Source organism: Parasphingomonas halimpatiens (genome assembly GCF_036663795.1).
GTDB lineage: Bacteria > Pseudomonadota > Alphaproteobacteria > Sphingomonadales > Sphingomonadaceae > Sphingomonas.
Genome location: NZ_JAXOJP010000040.1, coordinates 13858 through 37031 on the forward strand (window position 1 = coordinate 13858; position 23174 = coordinate 37031).

At 61.2% G+C, this 23174-nt stretch carries 13 protein-coding genes and 2 pseudogenes; 7 read left to right on the forward strand and 8 right to left on the reverse strand.

Features of this window, described 5'->3' with window-relative positions; translation table 11 throughout:
• The first annotated feature begins 53 nt into the window (after positions 1 to 53).
• Entirely contained in the window at positions 54 to 1412 is a 1359-nt protein-coding gene (locus tag U1839_RS23475; protein ID WP_332805997.1) for a WD40 repeat domain-containing protein, read from the forward strand.
• A gap of 54 nt (positions 1413 to 1466) precedes the next feature.
• Here the strand turns inward: U1839_RS23475 and U1839_RS23480 are convergent, their stop codons facing one another.
• Positions 1467 to 1679, reverse strand: coding sequence for a helix-turn-helix transcriptional regulator (locus U1839_RS23480; RefSeq protein ID WP_332805998.1), 213 nt, complete (start codon positions 1677 to 1679; stop codon positions 1467 to 1469).
• A gap of 620 nt (positions 1680 to 2299) precedes the next feature.
• The gene (locus U1839_RS23485; protein WP_332805999.1) at positions 2300 to 3415 is read right to left on the reverse strand and encodes an IS110 family RNA-guided transposase; all 1116 of its coding nucleotides are present in this window, start codon (positions 3413 to 3415) and stop codon (positions 2300 to 2302) included.
• A gap of 259 nt (positions 3416 to 3674) precedes the next feature.
• Between U1839_RS23485 and U1839_RS23490 the strand changes: the two genes are divergently transcribed.
• The 3 genes and pseudogenes from U1839_RS23490 to U1839_RS23500 all read left to right on the forward strand — a co-directional run bounded on the left by U1839_RS23490 (position 3675) and on the right by U1839_RS23500 (position 5838).
• Positions 3675 to 4571, forward strand: a complete 897-nt coding sequence (locus tag U1839_RS23490) for an ArdC family protein (RefSeq protein WP_332806000.1) — start codon at positions 3675 to 3677, stop codon at positions 4569 to 4571.
• The gene (locus U1839_RS23495; RefSeq protein WP_332806010.1) at positions 4571 to 4843 is read left to right on the forward strand and encodes a sigma factor-like helix-turn-helix DNA-binding protein; all 273 of its coding nucleotides are present in this window, start codon (positions 4571 to 4573) and stop codon (positions 4841 to 4843) included. Before U1839_RS23490 ends, U1839_RS23495 begins: the two co-directional genes overlap by 1 nt.
• A gap of 70 nt (positions 4844 to 4913) precedes the next feature.
• Positions 4914 to 5838: pseudogene (locus U1839_RS23500) on the forward strand (HEPN domain-containing protein).
• A gap of 147 nt (positions 5839 to 5985) precedes the next feature.
• Here U1839_RS23500 and U1839_RS23505 read toward each other — a convergent pair.
• From U1839_RS23505 to U1839_RS23525, 5 genes are all read right to left on the reverse strand, one after another.
• Positions 5986 to 7908 (reverse strand): DUF3732 domain-containing protein, encoded by a 1923-nt coding sequence (locus U1839_RS23505; protein WP_332806001.1) that lies wholly within the window; start codon positions 7906 to 7908, stop codon positions 5986 to 5988.
• A complete protein-coding gene (locus tag U1839_RS23510) occupies positions 7905 to 8414 on the reverse strand; it encodes a three component ABC system middle component (protein ID WP_332806002.1) in 510 nt (169 codons plus the stop codon). The genes U1839_RS23505 and U1839_RS23510 overlap by 4 nt, the downstream gene beginning before the upstream one ends.
• Positions 8389 to 9594 carry an ABC-three component system protein gene (locus U1839_RS23515; protein WP_332806003.1) on the reverse strand — a complete coding sequence of 402 codons (1206 nt, stop codon included), beginning with the start codon at positions 9592 to 9594 and terminating at the stop codon, positions 8389 to 8391. The genes U1839_RS23510 and U1839_RS23515 overlap by 26 nt, the downstream gene beginning before the upstream one ends.
• Before the next feature lie 118 nt (positions 9595 to 9712).
• Positions 9713 to 9997, reverse strand: a complete 285-nt coding sequence (locus U1839_RS23520) for a conjugal transfer protein TraD (RefSeq protein ID WP_332806004.1) — start codon at positions 9995 to 9997, stop codon at positions 9713 to 9715.
• A complete protein-coding gene (locus U1839_RS23525) occupies positions 9954 to 10280 on the reverse strand; it encodes a conjugal transfer protein TraD (protein ID WP_332806005.1) in 327 nt (108 codons plus the stop codon). Before U1839_RS23525 ends, U1839_RS23520 begins: the two co-directional genes overlap by 44 nt.
• Positions 10281 to 10451: 171 nt before the next feature.
• On the opposite strand from U1839_RS23525, the gene traA reads away from it, so the two are divergent.
• From traA to U1839_RS23540, 3 genes are all read left to right on the forward strand, one after another.
• Positions 10452 to 13355: a Ti-type conjugative transfer relaxase TraA gene (gene traA, locus U1839_RS23530; RefSeq protein WP_332806006.1), complete on the forward strand. Its 2904-nt coding sequence runs from the start codon at positions 10452 to 10454 to the stop codon at positions 13353 to 13355.
• Positions 13356 to 13435: 80 nt separating this feature from the next.
• Positions 13436 to 16927, forward strand: coding sequence for an STY4851/ECs_5259 family protein (locus tag U1839_RS23535; RefSeq protein ID WP_332806007.1), 3492 nt, complete (start codon positions 13436 to 13438; stop codon positions 16925 to 16927).
• A gap of 2 nt (positions 16928 to 16929) precedes the next feature.
• Positions 16930 to 22989, forward strand: coding sequence for a DEAD/DEAH box helicase (locus U1839_RS23540; protein ID WP_332806008.1), 6060 nt, complete (start codon positions 16930 to 16932; stop codon positions 22987 to 22989).
• A 35-nt stretch (positions 22990 to 23024) separates the two neighbouring features.
• Here the strand turns inward: U1839_RS23540 and U1839_RS23545 are convergent.
• Positions 23025 to 23174: pseudogene (locus U1839_RS23545) on the reverse strand (IS630 family transposase); the annotation flags it as partial.

A 23174-nucleotide genomic window follows, 5' to 3' on the forward strand; every position in this document is an offset into this window, starting at 1 on the left:
AGCCAACCGCCCGCTAAGATGCGTTGTAAGAGCAACATGCTCGCGGGGCGGAAATGGCAAAGAGAGCCAACATCAAAGGCTCAGTTCAAGATGCAATTCTCGTCGAGTCGCGGCGTCGATGTTGCATCTGCTTCGGACTGAATCGAGACTTTGCCCGCAAGAAAGGCCAGCTGGCTCATCTTGACGGTAATCGGGCTAACTCAGCTGAAAGTAACCTCGTCTTCCTCTGCCTCGAACATCACGACGAATTCGATTCTCGTACCAGCCAGAGCAAGAATCTTACGCGCGGGGAGGTGCGCAAATTTAGATCGGAACTCTACAACCAGATCGAGCTGGTTTTTCGGCAGGACGGCGTCACGCAGCAGATTGAGGTGATGGGTTTTCCGGACTCGTTTCCGGCTACCGGGACGACAGAGACCTCCCTGTGTGCCCCAGGCGATGTGAGCGCGCCGGGACCTCCGTCGCGCTGGAGCCTGCGCTATCATTTCGAGTTCTCGAACGCAGCTTGGCTTGGCAGGTTTTCTGAAGACAACCGAGAAATAATGGTGGCCGAGAGCAACAATGGCAGTTGGCATTTTAAAGACAGCGTCGATGATTTCTGGCAATTTCAGATTCCTGAGGATTTACGTAACGCCTCTGAAAAATCCGGCACTGAAATGCTCGCTGGCTTCATCGGGAAAAAATCGTCAGTAAACATCTATCCCCGCATCAATGGAAATCTTTCAGTCGCTACGATCACGTACACCGAGCATGAGTATCTAGACACGACTTGGGAAACGCTGGAAGCACATAGAACGCGCCCCTGCTTTGCTGGGTTCACCCCCGATGGCACGCTCCTTCTTACCGGAGACGAAGCAGGTGAGCTGCTAATCTGGGATTGGCCTGCTCGCCGCAAGATGCATCGATTGCCCTGTCTTGTAGGTCCGATAGCATCCGCGAATTTGAACTATGGAATCGACAGGGCGATTGTGACGGGTCGCAACGGGGCTTTCGAGATATTCGAACTATCGACCAGTCGCTCGCTATCCTCAGGCGCAGCAAATGTGAAAGGCGATTCCGCGCAAGTTCACTTCTCACTCGACCCTGCTTATCTGGTTGCTCACGACGGCGCCGATCGATTCCAGGCATTTGACGCGACGACACTTGCTTTGGCACCCGACGAATTGTGGCCAAAGATTTGGGTGAACATTAAGTCCAGCGATGACGTTCAGGTTCTCGCGGTGTGGACCGTGACGGGCGCCATTCTAGCTGCTGTCCGCGAGACGCAGGAGCCGGTCGGTCGAGAGGCGTTCGAGATGCTTTCCCCTCCAAGCCGTCGCGTTTCCGACTATCAAATCTCACCTGACGGCGAACGAATCGCGCTCATAATTGAACGCAGAAATCTGCAAGTTTGGGAGCGTGTGCCGAGGTAGGCGAAATCAGGTTACGGGTCGCCGCGAATGATCACGAGTTGCACGGGTCTCGCGTCAGGTGCCCGGATCGTTACTCGCTTTGTAGAACATTGGATTTCTCGCCCATTCGTTGATCTCGGACTCCCGCCAGCCGGCGCAGCGAGCACTGATCGCGATTTGCTTGGGGAAGCTGCCGTCCTGAATTTTCCGATAGAGCGTCGAACGACTTAGGCCGGTCCGTTCGAGAACGGGCTTGATCCGGAGGATGCGGTAGGGAACGTCTGTCATGGGACTGTCCTGCGCGAGATGCGATCGTCTGATGCCCCGTCGGAAGGATTGAAGCGTATCCCTGTGCCTGGAAAGAGGCGCGGCTCGAATTCGCGCAATTGGAAGTGTTCGGCTGCAAAAGCGTAGGAAGCTCGCGGTCGAAAATGGGCGAGCATGGCGACTAGCGTCCCGCGCCGGTGGCGCGGCGGGCTCTATTGCACTTCGTTCCACCGAGCCGCTTCGCGTCTCGTCGGCTGACGCCGTAACGATCACCTGACGCCTGGCCGGACGTACCGTCCGGCATTCGGTCATCGCGCAAGCGCGATGGCGTTGTGCCTCCGGCACTCGAACTGGCGGGGTGGGCGTCGCTTCCCTGTCTGATGATCGTTTCAAGTGCTTTCGACGCGCGCCATCGGGCCGTGGCGCAGACGGCCGCCGTTCGTGTAGGCAGGCAAGGTCGAAGACGGGGCCGCAGACGTCGGTGAACACGCTCTGATGCGCGGGTTGGGTACCGCATTTCCGTTTTTCGTCCGGGGCTGTTCCAGTCTAGTGTCGGGCGTCGGCGGTGCCGGCCACATACAGGGTATCGGACATTCCCCTACGTGGCCCCGCCTTCGGCCTTGCCGGCCAGCGGGTTAGCGTCACGCCTCGATCGGCACCTCCCGACCGATCGCCCATATGAAGGCCGCAAGCTCGCGCGCGACGGCAACCACCGCGACGGTGCTGCGCTTGCCGCCGGCGCTGAGCTTGCGATATCGCTCGCACAGGCGGCTCTGTGCCTTCCACGCGATGTCAGTGACCGGTTTTGGAAGTTCCTCGATGACGTGGATCTTCGAGCGACGGATGCGCGGCGCATGCCGATAGCCCCATGATGCCTCGACGAGCGTGCGCCGCACGATGGCGTTGCCGCGCCTGGTTATGCCGCCTCGCTTGACCCTGTCGCCGGTCGAGCGCTCCGAGGGAACCAGTCCGACATAGCCCATCAACTGGCGGGGAGTTTCGAACCGCGCCAAATCGCCGAGCTCCGCCATCAGCGTCACCGCGGAGATGAGGCCGATCCCGCGCAACGCCTGCAGTGCTGCCACGACAGGGGCGAGCGACCACTCCTCGAGCATGGCCTCGATCGCTGCTTCGGTCCGCTTTTGCCGCGTCTCGGCATCCGCCACAGCCTGGAGCGCTTCGCCCAGTGCGATGTCGGATGCTCGATGGCCGAGATTCTGATCGGCGAGCCAGCGGCGATGTTTGGCGCTCCAGCTCTTCTTGCCGGGATAGATGCGCCCGTGACGGAGCATCATCGCGCTGACCTGCTGGCGCTTCATTCGGGCGTCGCGAACCGCGGTCTCGCGGGAACGCACGAGGTCGCGCATCGCTTCATGCGGCGCGTCGGGCACCCACACGGGCGTCAGTTCGCCGGCCCGCAGCAGCCTTGCAAGATCCATGGCATCGCGGCGGTTGGTCTTTACCCTATCGCCAGGCCGACGTGGCATCGCGGTCGGCGCGATGACGATGCAGTCCTGACCCAACTCCTTCAGGCAGCGATGTAGGCCATAGCCAGTGGGGCCCGCCTCATAGCAAAAGTGCAGTTCGTCGTATTTCGCAGCTAGCTTTGCCACAAGCTTGCGAGTCGCCTCGGGGGTGTTGGCGATCTCGCCCATGTATCGGATTTCGCCGGTTCGGCCGGCGTCGGCGACCGCCACCGCATTGTGCAGCTTCGCTACATCCAGACCAACGAACGCTTCAGAACCGTGCTGTACCATGCTTGCTCTCCTCACGTTGAGCCCGGCATTTTCTACCCTCTTCCCCTCTCGTGCCACTGGGCCGGAAAGGGGACGGGGTGAGCAGCGATCATACGGTCTAGTCCCGCCGCGGCGTGCCGCAACTCCGGCTGCGCCGGAGTCCTCCTCTTCGTTCCGGCCCTGCGGGTGCGGCCCGCCTTCATCGGCGGGGCTGTCGGTCCGCTCCTGCCGCCCACCCCGCCATTCCGGCGCCGGCTGCGGTGGTTTTGGAGTGAGGAAGATGGAGAACAGGACCCAGAATGAACGACAGAGCCTTTATACGGAGGTGACGAACCGGGTGATCGCCGAGCTCGAGGCGGGGCGTGTGCCATGGGTTCAGCCTTGGGATGGTGCGGCGTGCGGCTGCACCATGCCGCACAATGCGGGCACCGGGCGGCGCTATTCCGGTATCAACGTGCTTATCCTGTGGGCGGCGGTGATCGAGGGCGGCTACGCTTCGCAGCGCTGGCTGACCTACCGGCAGGCGCAGGCGGCGGGCGGCAATGTCCGGCGCGGTGAGAAAGGGACCGTTGTTTGCTACGCCGATCGCTTCACGCCAAAGGGTGAAGAGGCGCGGGCGCAGGACGAGGATCGCGACGCGCGGCAGATCGCGTTTCTCAAGCGCTTTACGGTGTTCAATGTCGACCAGTGCGAGGGGCTTCCCGAGGCGCTGACGGGTACGCCTGACCTTCCGACCGAGGTGGATATCCTGCCGCAGGTGCAGGCGCTGATCGAGGCCAGCGGCGCGGACTTCCGGGTCGGTGGTCCCGAGGCCTATTATTCGCCGGGCGCCGACTATGTCGCGGTGCCGCCGTCGGCTGCGTTTCACGAGCCGATCAACTGGCATCGCACCGCGCTTCACGAGCTTGGCCATTGGACCGGGCATCGCAGCCGTCTCGATCGCAATCAGCGCGGCGGGTTTGGCAGCGGCGATTATGCGCGCGAGGAATTGGTGGCCGAAATGGCGAGCGCCTTCGCCTGTGCCTCGTTGTCGATCCGGCCGACCGTGCGCCACGCCGATTATGTCGGCAGTTGGCTTGCCGTGTTGCGCGGGGATGAGAAAGCGATCTTCCGGGCCGCGAGCGCCGCCAGCAAGGCGGCCGACTATCTGCTCGCCTTTGCGCCGGAGGCGGTGTGATGCGCGACGATTTAACCGATGCCGAGATCATCGCGCAGCTCGAAATCGGCGTGCGCCGCATGCCGAAAATTCGCCGCGAAATCTTCCTCGCGATCCGGCTCGACGAGATGAGCTATCCGGAGATCGCCGAGCAGACCGGGCTGAGCGTCAGGCAGGTGGAGCGGCAATTCGCGGAAGCGCTGTTGCAACTGGACGAGGCCCTCAACGGCCCCGCGCCGGTGTCGCGGTGTCAACGCCTGTCTCGGTGGATCGCCGCAAAGGGAGGGCGATGAAAATCGCGGCCTCGTCGGCATGGCCGGCGAGGCTGTGCGAACCGCCATCATGCCGTTAGGATGAACCGCGATGCAGACCAGTCTCGACCATTTGCCAGCGACCAAACAGCGCGAACTCGAACGTGTCGTGCAGGTCCTGTTCGAGCAATTCGGCGACGCGACCGCCATCGCGACGTCGGACTGGAAGAAGCAAGCGCGCATTCTGAAAGTCATCCTCTACGGCAGCTATGCGCGCGGCGGATGGGTCGATGAGCCGCACACCGCCAAGGGCTATCAGTCGGATTTCGATCTGCTGGTGATCGTCAATCACGACAAGCTCACCGACCGCGCCGAGTTCTGGTCAACCGCCGAGGACAAGCTCAACCGCGAGTTGGCCATCACCAAGACGCTGCGCACGCCGGTCAACTTCATCGTCCACACGCTCCGCGAAGTGAACGCGGGGCTGTCCGAAGGGCGGTACTTTTTCATCGACATCGCCCGCGATGGTATCGCGCTCTATCAGAGTGATGAAACCGACCTTCCCGAGCCTCAGCCGAAGACGCCTACCCAGGCACTGGCCATGGCGCGGGAGTATTTCGACGAATGGTTGCCGAGCGCAGAGCAGCGTCTAGAAATCGCGAAATTCGATATCCAGCGCGGCTTCTTAAAGGACGCCGCGTTCGACCTGCATCAGACGACGGAGCGCTACTATCACTGCGTCCTGCTGGTTTGCACCTTCTACACGCCACACGTTCACAATCTGGGCTTTCTGCGCACCCAGGCCGAGCGCATCGACCAGCGACTGATCGATGTCTGGCCGCGAAACCAAAAGCGATCGATCACGGTTCGAGAAACTCAAGGAAGCCTATGTGAAGGCCCGCTACTCGAAGCACTATCGGATCACCGAGGCCGAGCTTGCCTGGCTGGGCGATCACGTCGAGACGTTGGGCAAGGCGGTAGAGGTCATCTGCACCGAGCGCATCGAGGCGTTGGAGCGAACCGCACTCGTCGCTTGAGATCATTACGAGATTACAACGCTTCTTCGGCGAATTTGAGACCTACCGTCGGAGCCCGCGTTTCCGACATCAGGTTATATAATTCCATGCTCACCATGGCCGCGTGACAGACGGGAAGGAATAGAGCGCACGGAAAAATCGTGTACGTTACCTGTCAATCCACGTTTGGGGGATCAGGCCGACGCCGCGCCAGCGCGCGACGACTGCCTTGGCGAACCAATCCTCGCGTAGGTCGGCGTGATCCGTCACGATCACCTGGAAGCCCGGCGATAGCTCCTTCCCAACATCCGATATGAGCTTGAAAAGCTTGTATACGGCTTCACGATCCGCATCGGGCAACACGTCAATGTCGCCGTTACGATCTTGCTCTGCTGGATAATGCGCTTGGGAAGGCTGATCGAAGAACAGAAAGCCGGGAACCGGCCGATCCTTTTGCCGGAACCAGCGGTGCAGCGCCAGATGGGCAAGGACATGATAGCCGACCCAGTTCTCGCCGCTTCCCATACGATAGAGCGGGACCGGCCCGTCGAGCGTATCTGCGACTACGGCGAGTTGACGCACGTCCAGCCGCAAGCGACTTCCGCTGTGCTCAAGGTCGAGCTTTTCTGAATCCCGCGTCATAAAATCCCCAACCAGATTAAGGATCGACGACAGTCGGTCGGCGGTATTTTCCGGATCGACGAGTTTCTCAAGCGCTTCGACGCGCTTGCGCGCCGCCTCCAGCTCGTCTCCAGAGGCGACAATTGGTGCCGGGCGCGGAAGCGTCTCCAGAAAATAGGTGATGCGACCCACGGTTTTCGCCAGCCGAATTTGACTGTCCTGCTCGGACCGAAACGCATCATCCTGTTTAGCCAGGTTTTCGATCTGGTCTTGGTTACGTTTAAGCGCCTGCTCAATATCGCCTTGGCGCGTAAGGAGTTCTGCCTGGGCTTCCTGCAGCCTCGGAACCTCACGCCGAACCTGACTTAGTTGCTGGTCGAGTTCGTCCAGCGAACTTCGCATCTCGCTGACTGCCGGTAGAAGGATATCGGCGGAGCCGCACAGAGCACAGGTTGCAGGGTCGTGGTTCGCGGCCAAACCCAATGGAGCCAGGCGCGCCCGCTGCTCTTCCGCTTCGAGGGCAAAGCCGCCCGCCACGTCCTCCACATGCCGAATTTGGCGCAAGCGTTCGCGCACGGCGGCGAGATCTCTGCGCAGTGCCGCGCGTTCTCGTCTCAACACGACAATCGGCTCTATCGAGTCCGGTGGAACCGGAAGCTCGCGAATGACCGGATTGATCGCACGCAAAGCAGCCAGCGCAGTCTCATGTTCCGGGGGGGCGCCGGCCGGCAGAAGGCCCACGGTCTGAGCTTCGCGATAAATATCCTCGGTCCTTGCCGCCGAGAATCCAGCCAGTTGTTCGCGCTCGGCTGCCGCCTTTTCGAGCCGGCGCAGCTCTTTCTTTTCATTGTCGAGCTCTGCCTTCCGGCGGAGGCGATCCTCGTCGATCGCGCCGAGAAAATAGGGCAGCACATCCTTGATCGTTTGGGGGAGAAATGGTTCGCTTTGCCGATGGAATAGGACCTTCCGGCTGTCGATCTCATCCTGATCCTGAAGACAGAACATGAGAGCATGCTTAATGTTGGCCCTCAATGACTGGCGCGACTGTCCCTCTGGGACGGTCGTCATATTCTCGGCGATGCCGACCGAGGTCGTCAGCAGGCTCTCGATCCCGTCCACAGCCAGATTGGCGTGCAATTCGGCATGATCGGGCATTCCGATATCGCGGCCCATCGCGAGATAGACATCGGGATCGCGGGTTTTCGGCGGTCGCGGGTTGCGCCGGCCTATGAAGATTCGAGTGTCGCCCCGATCGAGCAGTACCCCGTACCAAGATGCGTGTTGGCGGATTACTCCATCGGAGACATTGCACTGGTCGCGGCCAAAGCAGAATTCAATGATATCGATGAGCGACGACTTGCCGGTTTTTGAAGCGCCGGTGATGATGCTCATCCCGGAATCATTGAGACGTACCGAGTTACGCTCGCCGCCATGGCCGTACACGCCGATCTCGAGAATTCTCAGGCTCACGGCGCTACTCCTAGCAACGAAAGGATGGTCGACGTTTGCTCGTCTTTAGGCAACCAGCGGCCGAGGAATCTCGCGGCGGCATAGCAGGCGCGCACGTCATCAGTGTCAGTCGCAAGTTTTGGAGGATCGGGCCGCAGTCTGGCCACACCTGTGCTGAGACCCCGGCCAGATATCGCGAGCCAGGCCTGCGAGCAGCCGAACTGGATCGCTTCACGCGTAACGTCTGCCATTTCTCGCGCGCGATCACCAAATTCTGCGACATGCTCCGGGTGGGCCGCGACCCAGGTCGACATCAGCGTCTTCAAGGTAGGCAATGTGTCCCGCATGCGAGCATTGAGGACGATGGGCAGAATAATGAACGCTTGAGGGAGCGGCATCGATCTTTCGTCGGTCGATCCTTCGTTGAAGCCCCGACACGCGGTGCGCAGCAGTAGACCACAAAAAGCTGGATTGAAGAGGCTTTGATCTTCTGCGGCGCGGTCATTCCAAGGAGGAATCATCGTCATCCTTTGGCACAATCGGTGCGCCTAAATGCTTGTCATAGTGGGGGTGCCAGCCAATCTCGCGGCTGTCGGCTAGAATGTGATAGGAACCGTGTGATACGAATGGCTCGCTGACCTCGCGCAGGGGTACGCAGGCTCCCGTCGTGTCGGCATAGAGTCCCAAGCCAAGCGCCACCAGCTCTTGTGCGGGCGTGTCCGCCTTCACCTTGCCTTCGACGAGACCTTTCCGGCGTTGCCAGTTGTCAGCGAGCAGACGCCCATAATCTGTCAGCTCATTGTGCCGGAGCAGGCCGTCTCGCGCCCATCGAGAACGCTGCTGCCTGGCCCGGAAATAATCGATGATCGCGATCTTCTGCCCGGTCGGTCCGACTTCGACCAGCTTGAGTTGTTCGACGAAGGGACGTGTTTCCAAGAGACCGATGGTGGACTGTGAAGGGTCGGCGGTTCCATAATCGATAGGGAGTTTTTCGGGCCCGAATTCCTCCCGCAAGTCGTCGATTTTTGAGTCGATCATGGAAACGGGGATTAACCTACCGCCCGGCGTCGCCAGTGCGTCAATAACCACGGCGAACCACCAGCCTTCGAGCCGTTCGAGGAAGACCTTGATATGCTCGGGCCGGCATGCGCGGCGCAGCGCTGACGCAAGTTCGTCAGAGGTATCGACGATGGTCGGCGACGCATCCAAGATTTCGACCATTTCCAGGATTCGTTCGCGCAGCTCGGGCGATTGGCTCAAAAACAACTGCGTCGCCCAGCCGACCTCCGCGTTCTTCGACTTCTGCGCTGCGGCTTCGAGTTTCTTGGTCGCCTCCTTGACGTTCCGAACCGCTGCGTCCGGCCGCAATAACGCGACGCCGGTGTCGGATCCAAGGGCTGCCGTGGTGACGAAGGTGAGTTTCAGTTTTCCGAGCTCAGAAGGGTGATCGACGATGCGCTTCGTCCAGATGCCGATCGTGTTCCAGAACTGCTTGGCCATGTCGGACATGGTTTTCGGGGTGAGGCTGTGCTTCGCCTGGAGCATCTCGATCGGCGTGCCGTCCTGGGAGAAGGCGATATCGTCGAAACACTCGATCGATATTTGTAATCCGGGGGTCGCGACTTGCTGGCGCAGAGCAGCGAGAAGCGCATACCGGCACTGGTAAAGATAGCCGCTCGCCGAATCAGCTGCGGAATGGTTTGCCATTCTCAAAACCCCTCGCTCCGAGTTAAGGGTGTCGCTCGGCATCTTGCAAGCAAAGAGACTCTCGGGGCATCGGGTCCGCAAATGTTTGACGAGTGAACATGAGTCGGTTTCGAACGACTTAGCCCGTTGGCATTGGCCGCCCCTCTTCGTCGTAAGCCCGTTTGCCGCGACGACGCCAAATCACGAGCAGTTGCGGGCCATCATCGCTGCGCAAGCGCGCTGCCGCTTCGACCAGCGCGCCGAGGATCACAGCGCGGTCATCATCAGTCAGTTCGATCAATCCTGCCTTGACTACGAGTCCGCCGAGCTCGATCAGCTGGCGTGTCCGTTCGCGGCGCTTCACGACCCAGGCGCGCGTATCAGTTCGTGCCCGCTTGAGTTCCAGGCGGCGGCGTGCCGCCATCGCTCGACGAAGCGCCGCCTTGGTTGCCACGATGTCCTTCAACAGTGCTTGCGATCGCACGTTGAAAGAACGCGGCGCCACGCTTGCGCCAACTCTCCTTCGCGTTCGACTCCTTGTTCTCGACGCCGGCCAGCAGGAGACCAGCCAGTTGCTCGACCGAAAGTGCGTCTGCACCGGTCGCGATCACCAGCTCGCCAAGCTGATGGACCTTGCGTTCCTTCAGCAGTCTCGCCTTATCGGTGAGTGTCTTCAGTTCCGAATCAAAGTCACGGGGTTTACGCATGCTGATGTCTCCGATTGAGCGTCGAAGGCAATCCAGTTAGTGAGGCGATCGATCAGCGTAAACAGCGTGGGACAAGTTGGGACGTACAGTTCCCGAGATAAATGAATATTTTCGAGGGCGCGCTTATACGTCGTGCCGACGTCGCTTTTGAAGTGTAAGTGGGTTGCCGTCATGGCGATCTACCATTTCTCGGCCAAGGTCATCTCCCGCGCTGCTGGATCGAGCGCCCTGGCGTCGGCGGCGTATCGCTCCGCCTCGCGGCTGCGCGACGACCGGCTCGATCGCACCCACGACTTCTCAAACAAGTCGGGCGTCGTTCATTCCGAGGTGATGCTGCCGGATGGCGCGCCGGAGGAGCTCGGAGACCGCGAAAAGCTGTGGAACGAGGTCGAGGCGAGCGAAATCCGGATCGACGCGCAACTTGCCCGCGAGATCGAGTTCGCGATCCCGCGTGAGCTATCCCCAGAACTTGGTATTGCGCTCGCCCGCGACTTCGTCCGCGACGAGTTCGTTGATTGCGGAATGATCGCTGATCTCAATGTGCATTGGGACGTGGGCGCCGATGGCATGGCGAAGCCGCACGCGCATGTGATGCTGACGATGCGCGAGGTTGGCGAGGACGGGTTCGGCAAGAAGAACCGCGACTGGAACCGCACCGACCTTTTGGAGAAATGGCGCGAGCGCTGGAGCGAGCACGTCAACCAGCGGTTGGCCGAACTCGATATCGATGCGCGGATCGACCACCGCTCGCTGGAAGCGCAGGGGATCGAGCTTGAGCCGCAGAACAAGATCGGGCCGGCGGCGTCCCGCATGGCGGCGCAGGGGTTGGTGTCCGAGCGGCTCGATGAGCATCTGGAGATCGCACGGGCCAATGGCGAGAAGATCATCGCCAACCCTGAGATCGCGCTCCACGCGATCACGAAGAACCAGGCGACGTTCACGAGGCGCGACCTTGCCATGTTCGTCCATCGCCACAGCGACGGGAAGGAGCAGTTCGACCAGGTAATGGGGGCGGTGCGCGGCTCACCCGAACTGGTCGCGCTCGGCAAGGATGGCCGCGGCGAGGAGCGGTTCACCAGCCGCGACATGATCGAGACCGAACAGCGGCTGGAGCGCGCGACCGGCGTGATGGCCGGGCGCGATCGGCATGACGTCAGCGAGTGGGACCGCGACCGCGCGATCGGCGAGGCCGAGCGGCGCGGCCTGCTACTGTCGGCCGAGCAGCGGTCGGCGTTCGAGCACGTTACAGGTGGCAAGGATCTTGGTGTGGTCGTCGGCTATGCCGGCACCGGCAAGTCGGCGATGCTGGGTGTCGCGCGGGAAGCTTGGGAGAGCGCCGGCTATCATGTCCAGGGGCTCGCGCTTTCGGGCATTGCGGCCGAGAATCTGGAGAGCGGCTCCGGCATCGCGTCGCGCACAATCGCCAGCATCGAGCATCAATGGTCGCAGGGCCGCGAACTGCTCGACCAGAGCAGCGTGTTGGTGATCGACGAGGCCGGAATGATCGGCTCACGGCAGATGGAGCGGGTCGTCTCGGAAGCCGAGAAGGGCGGCGCCAAGATCGTGCTGGTCGGCGATCCGGAACAGCTCCAGGCGATCGAGGCGGGGGCTGCGTTCCGCTCGGTTGCCGAGCGTCACGGCGCGGTCGAGATTACCGACATCCGCCGACAACATGAGGACTGGCAGCGAGACGCGACACGGCATCTCGCGACCGGGCGAACTGGCGAAGCGATCCAGGCATATGGCGAGTGGGACATGGTCCATGCCGCCGCGACCCGGGAGGACGCGCGAGAGGCCCTGATCGATCGCTGGGACCGCGACCGGCTCGTCAATCCAGACGCGTCTCGAATCATCCTCACCCACACGCGCGATGAGGTGCGGTTGCTCAATGAGGCGGCGCGGGAGCGGCTTCGCGCGGCTGATCAGCTTGGCGAGGATATCGTCATCGGAACAGAGCGCGGATCGCGCGAGTTCGCGTCGGGTGACCGGATCATGTTCTTGAAGAACGAGCGCGCGCTTGGTGTGAAGAACGGCACGCTTGGAACGATCGAAAGCCTCACCACCGCGCGCATGGCGGTGCAGCTCGACGATGGGCGATCGGTCGCGTTCGATGTGAAGGATTATGCCCAGGTCGATCACGGCTACGCTGCTACCATCCACAAGGCGCAGGGGATGACGGTTGATCGGACGCATGTACTGGCGACGCCGGGCATGGACAGCCACTCAGCCTATGTCGCGCTATCACGCCACCGCGACGGCGTGGATCTCCATTACGGCGATGACGACTTCGCCGATCAGGGCAGGTTGACGCGTACCCTGTCGCGCGAGCGCGCCAAGGATATGGCGAGCGACTACACCCAGGATCAGAACGAGCCCGACCGGGCGTTTGCTGAGCGGCGCGGCATCACGTTCCGCGAGCGCGTCGCCGAGGTGATCCGCAAAGTCGTGCCGGAGAAGGTGCGCGATCTGTTCGACGGCATTTTGCCCGAGCAGCGAGCGCCGGAGCCTTCAGTTCCCGAGCCGAGCATCGGGGCGATCCGCAAACAAGCGTTCGTCCGTCATGCCCAGGCCGTGGAGGATATCTTCGAGACGCAGGATGCTGGAGGCCGGGCGACGCCCGAACAGCGTCGCGAACTGGCCGAAGCGCGGCGCGATCTTGACGCGCTGCGCGAAGATGCCTCGCGCGATGCGGAAGCTGCCTACAAGCGCGATCCGACACTCGCCACGGAGGCGGCGAACGGTGCCCCTGAGCGCGCGCGACGGGCGATGCTGTTCGAGAGCGAAGTGCGCACCGATCCTGCACGACGCGCCGATCGGTTCGTGGAGCGCTGGAATAAGCTAGAGGGTCAGTCGCAACGTGCGTACGAGGCCGGCGACATGCACGGCCGGAAGTCCATCCGGAGCGAGATGGCAACCATGGCGAAGAGCCTTGAGAAGGACCCGCAACTGGATTCGATTCTGGCCAATCGAAAGGCGGAGCTTGGCATCACGTTCGACACCGGGCGCAGCCTTGGCGCAGAGCTCGCGCTCAATCATGGCATCGATTTGGGCCACGGGCTTGGGATCGGGATGTAACGATGGTTGGTTCGCGCGCAATTCTAGCAGCACATTAAGGCAACTTGTAATTCCGGAAGCTGCCGCTCGACGTGGGGAGAGTGAACCACATCTTGTCTAACCATTCCCGCCGCCCGATGATCGATTTTACTTTAATTAGTCGACGACTTAGTAATTCCGCTGAGGACAGTAATCACGCACTTGCCGTAAGCGCCGAAGGCGGGTGCGCGATCGATCGCGAAGGGAGGGGCATGGAGCGCGAAGATTTCGAAGCGCAGATTGAGGCGGCGGAAGCCGACGCGCTCCTCACTTTGTGCGACGAACTGGGAACGCGGCCCGAGCCGTGGGCGAGAAAATTGCGATTCGTCGCAATGGCAAGGCGGGTGCAGCTACGCACAACCGCAGCAGAGGCTCCTAACCAGCCTTCGAGTTCTGCAACACAATGGCTCGCCGCGCTTGATATCGAGAGGGCGGACGGCAGACCGCTTTACCGCTATCGTCTTTCCAAGGAACAGTTCGAGGGACTGCACCGCGATCTGCGGCGTCGCGCGACCCTGATGCATCATCAGCGCAATACCCACGATTGCGCAATGTTTGTGTTATGGGCAGCCGAATGGTTCCGCCGGAGCTATGGCGGCGGTGTCCAACGCTGGTCAGACCTCGGTAGTGAAGTCGGGCTCTCACTGAATCACACAAGTTGGCGGCGCCTCGCCGACACAGGCCTCAAGTTCTGGGGGATTCCACCCCTTCGGCTAAATGGTCTGCATCTACGACTTTCGGCGATCGCACGACAGGGCGGCTTTCCAGTGGCTGCGCTGCAAGGTGAGAATGCGGGTTGGGCCGGGAGATTTCTCGAGCGCCTGATCGGCTTCTTGCTTGCGGAGCCCGATGCCGACCTTTCACGCGCAGACGCTTTTGCAGCGCAGTTCGAGGCAATGGTACCATCCAGTTGGCGCGATGATGGCATGCGGACTGTCTGTGCAGAACTCGCCTTGCAGATCGTCCTGCTGCGGCGTGAAGCAGAGGCGGGCGGCGCGATATCGGGCTCACTTGTATCGGCGTGGCTCGACTTGAACCGTCCGGCGTGGCGTGATCGCCTACCGCTCTCGATCGATGATGGGGGGGCATTGGTCGACGGGCTTATGCGGACGGTGCCGCTTAAAGGGGGCAGCGGTACGATCAGAGCGACCCGCCTGCTCGTTCATGAAGACGGGAACTGGCGAGAGCGAGCACGACTCGATCTGGCGGGTGCTTTGCGTGATGTCGATGGCCGCTCGGTGCTAGGCCCGCTATCAGAGGAATGGAGTAGACTCAGGCTTTATCCAGCCGGCGAATTCGCGCGCCACGCCTCGGGCGAGCTTGCGGTCGTTGAGCCGGGCGAGGACGGCGACTGGATCGCGCGGCCGACCAGCAGCCGGACTGACTTTGACCTACCGGCCTCGATTCCGATCGAGGTCGAACTTCGCGGCGAAGGAAAGCGCGTCTGCGCGCCATTCGCGATTCCGCATGGCGGGCGAATGGCCCCGGGTGTCCGCGCCTGCGTCGGCGACTCGGCCGGAGAGGGTTTGCCTCCGTTGTTGTCAGTTCTGGGCACGGGAAGTGGTTCCTACCGGGCCGACCAGCTGTATCTGGACGTGCCGGCGGGTTGGACGGTCCAGCCAAATGAGGAAGGCGCGCGAGCAACCGAGCTACAGGAGCGCCTTAACGGCGAGCGAAGATTATGGGACGTTACCGGCACTGTTATGGTGCGGTCGGATCGCGACGATCTCTACCTGATCAGAACGGGTCAAACAGCCGAACGGCGTGATCAGCTTTCGCTGATAGGCGACGCGCCTCGCGGCTGCGTCGGGGAAGAGCCAGAAACACGTTTGTTTGTCGGATCAGTTCGATTTGAACTCAGAGACGGCGGCAGGGGACGCGCGCCGACAGTCGGTGAGGCTTGGTGGCGACCCGCGAATACCTCCGGCTGGCGTCGCTTCGAAGGTAGCACCACACTGGGCCGCTGCGAGTTCGCATGGCTCGACGCAAAGACACGACACGTTCGTGATCGGGTCGAAGCGGTGATCCTTCCGACCAAATTTGCGATTAATCGGACCATGGCCGGTGAGTCGATCGACTTCATGATTACCGGGTGGGATGGACAAATCGAATGGGAGGAAGCCCGCCACACCGCCGGCGGTGCCTGGCGCGTTCCGCGCCGCGGCGGCACGCGCGCCTCAGGTCGTGTCCGGCTATCGACGGATCGAAGTGAGACGATCACACTCTGTGTACCGCTTCCACACCAAGCCTGGATTTCACACTGGGACGATGGTCCCGCGCCAAGAAATTCTCGGCTTTCTATCGCTACACTAAATCAATATGTCGCGCGCGCGGAAAATGCTTGCGAATTGATGGCCGACCTTTTGGATGATCGGGGGCGTGCGGTCGATCAAGGGAAAGCAAGTTGGTGGGTAGATGGAGAGTTGCCGCTATCCGCGATCCGGGATGATCTCGCGACATTGCTTCGCCCATTCGGGGATCTGCGCGCGCGGATCAGACTCAACTTCAATGATGGTAATGAGGATTACTGGTACGTAAATGAATTCGACACGATTCTTGAGAAAGCGGCCGATCGTCTCGTACCGAAGCGCGCAGTGGTGGATGAACGCGTGCGAGTAGTTGGGCGTCCGCTTCATGATCCAGCGAAGGAGCATGTCGACCTCGCCCCCTATACCCCCGCCGCTGGCGGTCACCGCCCTATCGAACTGCCCCACCTGCGCGGCGAATGGCTGATCTATCTTCGCTCTGACGATCGGGTGATTAGCGAGCCGTTCCGCATTGTAGGTGCTCCACTTGCGGTGCCGCCTAATACACCTCTTGCGCGCGCAATGGCGCAGTCGGACAGGTTCGTGCGCGACGCCGAACTGGATCAATTGTGCGAAGAGGTGATTTCGGCTCCCGGCACGGCCAGGAACCAGGAGACGATCAAGGCGATCATCCGGCTCGCATCCTCGCTTGACGGCCTTAGGGCTGGGACGTTCGACATTCTCGCGAAGACCGTCAGACACCCTGCTCTTGGGCCTCTACTTTTGTTCAACGCGGCTCCGGCCGATCTGGAATACGTATTCCAGCTCTCGGAGGGCCTGCCTCTGATCTGGGCGACGATACCGCGGCGCCTTTGGCTGGCCGCCAGTGAAGCAAAGTTCGAGCAGCTGTTCACCCTGATGCCGGACCGAGTAACCGAAATTGCTCGTGTTATCAGTGAACGCCGGTTGGCCATTGCAGGTCTGGACGAGGCTCTTGGTCCCCTTCTCGAACTCGCCACGAGCGTCACCGGGTTGAGCCATGTCGTTCAGGCGTTTCTTAACCGCTCGACGGATCGGATTTCATCTACGCTCGCAAATCCGTTTCGGCCTGAACATCAAGTTCAGCTACCACCTTGGCCATTCCCCGAACCGTTTTGGCGGGCCCTAGACGCCCCCATCGTTGCCGCGCGGGCAGCTGCAGAACGCTGCACACTTAGTCTGCCGCAAATCTATTGCATCAAGGATGTCGCGCGACGGCATCCGAGATATTTCCGTGAGGCCTTTGCTGCCGCGTTAATGGAGTCCTGAATTTGGCCGATCGTGATCCCACGTTCCCTATGCAACCGAGCCCCTTTGAAATCGATCGCCGCCTCAGGTCGCGCGTCACGGAGGCAGTAATCGCGCAGGGTGGGTTCCGGCATGACGCGTTGAACGGTTTCCTGCGTGAGCGGCTGTCAGGTCGCGATATCACGCGCGGCGCGCTTTTCGCCGACCCCGCGGTTGAAGGTGCCTCGGGCTATATCTCATCCGGCATCAAGCCGGAGGCGCTAGCGGGAAATCTGTTGCATCCCAATCTCGTTGAGGCGCTCACCTGGGGCGAGCCGGGTGATGACTACCGGTTCGATCATCCCGCCTACGCCCATCAGCTCGAAGCCTGGCGGCTTCTAACCGGGGAGCGACGAGATTCTGTCTTGGTTTCAAGCGGCACCGGCTCCGGCAAAACCGAATGTTTTCTGGTCCCGTTGCTTGATGACTTGGCACGCGAAGCAGAACGCGATGGAGCATTGAGTGGCGTGCGAGCCATCATGCTTTATCCGCTCAACGCGTTGATCGCGAGCCAGCAGGAAAGGCTGCGTCGCTGGACTCAGCCCTTCGCAGGCAGGATTCGCTTCGCCCTCTACAACGGCCAAATGGCCGACAAGCGAAAATCAGCACGTGACCGGGCGGAGGAGGAAGTGCCGGAGCAGGTTCTCTACCGGACCACCCTTAGAACGAATCCGCCGCCGATCCTCGTCACCAATAATACCATGCTCGAGTATATGACGATCCGGAAAGAGGATCAGCCGATCGTCGACGCATCGCGCGGCAAACTGCGTTGGATCATCATTGACGAAGCCCATAGCTACGTGGGCTCGGCGGCTGCGGAAATCTCGCTGTTGCTCCGACGCGTGCTCGAGACGTTCGGCGTCGAGGCAAAGGATGTCCGGTTCGTCGCGACCTCTGCAACAATCGGTGGCGCCGGCGACGAGGCGCGAGCTGATCTTCAACGATATCTCGCAGACCTTGCAGGCGTCGCAATGGACCGAGTGCATGTTGTGCTCGGCGGGCGCGAGAAGGTGATCTTGCCGCCTCCGGACGCTCCGCACATGCTTCAGCCGCTGCTGGCTGACCTGCCAGCTCTTTCGCGCCAACCCTTGGTTCAACATATCGTTCGTGCCGCAGAATCGACCGGCATCGCGCTGACCAAAGTCGAGCAAAGTAGCGCTTCGGGAGGCGTCGCTGCTTCTGATCTTCTCGAAGCTATCGCAGGCCGTCGGGGCGGCACGTCGATCTTGCCCCTGCGCGTGCACAACTTCGTTCGCTCGGTGCCGGGTCTTTGGTCATGCCTCAACCCCGGCTGTTCTGGCGCGCGGCCTGAGGGCTGGCCGTTCGGCATGGTCCACTTCGAGCTTCAGACGGTCTGTTTCGATTGCCGCGCACCTGTCTTCGAAATCATTGGCTGCCGCGAATGCGGGGAGCCTTGGCTCAATGCTTTCGAGCACGGCGATCGATTGCTTCCGGGCGAATCCCCGTCCGATGAAGATGAATTTACGCAAGCCAGCGATCGTGAAGACGAAGGCGCGGAAGAGGCGGCCGAGGCGGATGAGGAACGCGCCGATACGGCCATACCGGGCACACGGAGGCTGATCGCCACGCGCGTACTCGCCAAGATACGCGATCATGCCGTGGATCTGACGACTGGTGTCTTACCTGAGCGACGCTCGGCAGGAACTCCGATCGGCATTAGTGATGAGCTTCACAGCCCAGCTTGCCCGCATTGCCATGCCGCACCGAGCGACACACGTACCAGCCCGTTGCGTAGCTTCCGATTTGGCGCTCCTTTTCTTATCCAGAACGCCGCGCCAACCATGCTCGAAGGCGTCTCTCCAGCCCAGGTGCGTACAGTCGAGACGCCAGCCGAAGGACGGCAGCTCCTGTCCTTCACTGACAGCAGACAGGGTACCGCTCGCTTTGCGGCGAGCATTGAGACGATGTCGGAACGCGGAGCCGTCCGAGCACTGGTCTACCATATGGTTCAGCGACGAGCCGCATCGGCGGATATCGTCCCCGAAGAACGCGCCATCCTTGAGGCGACGGTTTCGAAGCTAACCGAACTGGCAAAGTCAGAACCGCTGCTGCAACCTTCGCTCGACGCGGCACGAGCGAAGCTCGACGGTGCAAGCGCGGCTGAACCGATCACATGGCACGAGGCCGTGCGCGCGATCGCTGATGAACCGTTGGTCACCGAGTGGATCAGTAACGTCTGGGATCTAGATCGAGACGAGCGGTACCACACGCAACCAAAGGCGCTCGCCAACTTTCTCCTCCTGCGCGAACTTGCCCGCCGTCCGCGCAGGGCTAATGCGCTTGAGACACTGGGATTTGCCCAGCTTACGTTCGACCGGATCGAAAAGCTTGCCGAGTCCAGCCTCCCCGATGCGTTCCGGCGGAAGAACCGGACGATCGAAGAATGGCGCGCCTTCCTCTATTATATGCTGGACAGTCCACTGCGCGCGTACTTTGTGCTGCAGATCGATCGGGAAGATGCCCGCTGGCTGCTGCCAAAGCGTGCCTTTCTGCGCAACATCGTCGGGCCCGACGAGGAGAAGCGCAAAGAAAGCGATCTGCGATGGCCGCGCGCGCGGACGGGTTCCAAGTCAAATGCCGTCCTGGCGCTGGAACGTGGCCTGGATCTCGACAGCAATGACGCGGCCGATCGCGGCGAGATCAACGAGGTGCTTGAAAGCGCCTGGAGGGCGGTGCGCCCTCTCCTCGAAGGTGATGGGTCGACCTATGCGCTGGATATTGGGCGCGCTAGGATCGCGCCGGTGCGTGATGCCTGGCTTTGCCCCATTACGCACCGAGTCTTGCCGCGGCTGTTGTTTGGCCGTTCGCAATATGGCGTCGATAGGCGGGCACTCAACGCAGATGTCGCTCCGCAGCCTATCGTCCTGCCGCGCCTGCCTGTGACGCTGCCGCGTACGGAAAAGGAGCGAGCAGAGCTTACACACTTCGTCGAATCTGACCCGGAGATCGCTGCATTGCGCATCCGTGGCGCGTGGGGAGACTTGCACGACCGTGCAGCCGCGTTCGCTCCCTATATCCGTGTCGAAGAGCACTCCGCGCAGCAGCCGCCGCACCGGCTGCGTGAGTTTGAGCGAGAGTTCAAAGCCGGGCGTATCAACATGCTGACCTGCTCGACGACCATGGAGATGGGCGTCGATATTGGTTCAGTGGAAGCGGTGTTGAATACCAATGTGCCGCCATCGATAGCGAACTACCGGCAGCGGGTCGGCCGAGCAGGCCGACGCGGACAATGCTTCTCATTCTCATTGACCCTGGCCCGTGACACGCCGCTAGATCGCGAGACCTTTCGCGATCCCGTGCACTATCTAAATCGTGGTCTACGCGCGCCGAAAGTCACGATGGACTCAGCGCGTATCGTTCAGCGCCACGTGAACGCATTGCTGCTCGCCGCATGGCTGCGCGCGGCCGAAGGCCAGCTCACCCGAATCAAGGTAGGCGACTTTTATGGTTTCCCGCAGGGGCTTTCGATGCCCGCTGATGAGGATCCACCCGCAGCGCAATTCGTCGCATGGCTCCGCGAACCAAGCACGGCGGGCGCGATGATGCCGGCAGTCAAACGGTTGGTCGCCGGTACTGCACTCGCGCTGGACAGCACGGTCCTCGAAACCGCTGCTCAAATGTTCGAAAGAGCGCGCGATTCCTTTGGCCGGCAATGGCAGCGGTTGGGTGAGCAGCTCGTCGACCTCGCGCCGGAGGCGCGCAAGAGCATCGAAATCCGCGCCAAGCGGATGACTGGCGAACCGTTGCTGAAGGAACTGGCGAACGCTTCGCTCCTGCCGGGGCACGGCTTTCCCAACGCCGTGCTCCTGTTCGACAATAGTTGCCGCGAAACCCAGGATCGGCGGCACGCGAGCATTACGGATGAGGATAAGGAGGTCGGGCGCAACACGCGCTATGAATATCCGAGCCGCACAACCGATATTGCCATTCGGGAATATGCGCCGGGCGCCGAGGTGGTCATCGACGGATTGGTGTGGACCTCTGCCGGCGTCACCTTGAACTGGAAGCGACCCGCCTCCGACGCCAGTGCGCGGGAAATTCAAAGTATCCGAACGGTTTGGTCGTGCCGAGATTGCCATGAAACAGGATGTTCGCACAGTTCGGAATTGGATTGTCCAGCCTGCGGATCGCCGGCTGTCGATAACGCAGATTTTCTCGATCCCTCGGGCTTTCGCGTCGACTGGTATGCCAAGCCCCATGCGGAGACAGACCAAGTCCATTATATCGAACCAGTTGCGCCGCGCATTTCTGCACGCCGCGCCGCGTGGGAACCCCTTCCAAACCCAGCACTAGGCCGGATACGCAGCGCCAGTGATGGATTGGTATTTCACTCTTCCAGGGGCGAGGAAAAGCTGGGTTATCAAATCTGTCTCGATTGCGGCCGCGCTGCTGAGCCGAGCTCAAACGGCCTGAACCAGCATCAGCCGCTTACCCCCCTTAAGGGGCACAAGGGCCCGTGCACCGGCAATGAGAAGACTTATGCGATCACGGCACCGATCGCCCTCGGCCACGAAGTCCTTACAGATGTTCTCGAGTTTCAGCCTGTCGGTCTTGATGATCACGGTGCCGCTTGGGCATTGGGCTCGGCTTTGCGCGAAGCGTTGTCGCGGCGCCTTGGCATTGAGCCCCGTGAACTGGGCCTAAGTATCGACAGACGCGCCGCACCGCTCTGTCAGGACACGCTATCGATCTTCTTGTTCGATCAAAGTGCCGGCGGCGCCGGATACGCACCGCGCCTTGCGGACGAGATCGGCGAGTATCTTCTAGAAGCTCGACGCATTCTCGATTGCACTGCAGCATGTGAGCGGGCCTGCTCGGCCTGCGTGCTGACTAACGATCTTCATGCCCAACAAAAGATCATTGACCGGATTCCAGCGCTTGCGCTGGTCGAGGAACTCCTGAAAGGACTGGCTGGACCGGAACCGAGCGATATTGCCCTCCCTGGCGCCTTGCTCGCGCCACCCGCCGCCGATGCAATAGCCCGGCGTCTCCGACAGGGTGATGTTGCGGCGCTTTTTTTCAAGGACATTGGCGACCTGGGTGCTCTCACCGAGCCGCCGTTCGTGTCGCTTTTTGCTGCTGCGGAAAAAGTTGGAGCCAGGATCCGCCTTGTCCTGCCGCCGGCTGTCGCGGAGTCGCTAGACGAAGCCTTTCGGCGCGGTTTGAGAAACGCGTCACACCGACACGGATTTACGCTCTGGATTGGACGCGCGGCTGCGGCGCCAAACGGAGCTGCGCTCATTGCAGCGCTTGAGGGCGCAACAGCTACGGGCTTCTTCACTCGCGATAGCGGCGCACAGCAACTCGGCCCCGATTGGGGCAAGGGCCGGGACTGCCCGGTGGTGGCCGCGACGCTGGCGAGCCTGCCAGCTATGGAACCAATCGCAGAGGACAGTCTCGAACGTCAGCTTAGGGCGGGTGATCGCGTCAAGATCATAAGCGGCGATCCAGGCAGGGCAATCAGGCTGTTCGGCGGTGGCTTTGTCTCACGTCTATTGCAGGGCGAGCTGGAAGCCGCAAATCTCTGGAAGCCGGGCGAACTGATCAGCATTGAATATTCCGACCGCTATCTCAAAGCGCCCTTGCCGGTCCTACTGATGATCCAAACTGTTGCCGCGCTACGCGATGCGCTTGTCGCCAAAGGTGCACCATTGGCGTTGTCGGTCCGGACCGAGCAGCTGAGGCCAGAGCGAGATCACCGTCCTGCCATCCGCCTTAACGACAATTGGCAGGATGCTAATGATCGTGCTGACGTGGTCGAAGGCCTCGCCGCAGCGCTGAATTTCACCTGCAGCTATGACGACAGTGGCTCAGCGCACGGTCGAAAGCTGAAGCTGTGCTATCGCGATGGAAGTCAGGCCATCGTTTTGTTTGACCAAGGCTTTGGGTATTGGCGCTCACAGTCGAACGACCGCCACAATTTCCGAGCCTCTCCCCAGCAGCAAATCAAGGACATGCTGGCGAGTGGCGCGTTCGTCGCCGGAAACGGGGAAAGCTACATCGCTGTTGGAAGAAGCGGTTAATCGGCAAGCAGTCGAACAGCTAGAGCGTGCTCCATTTAGACGGAAGCATATCCGGAGTTTCGCAGATAGTTCGCGCATTCGTTCGGTGAGACGATGTCGAGGAGTTGACCGACGCGCCGCCATGTAGCGTCGTGGCTACGTTCCTGGGCGTTGCGCATCCAGTGTTTGACCTTGGCGAACAGCTG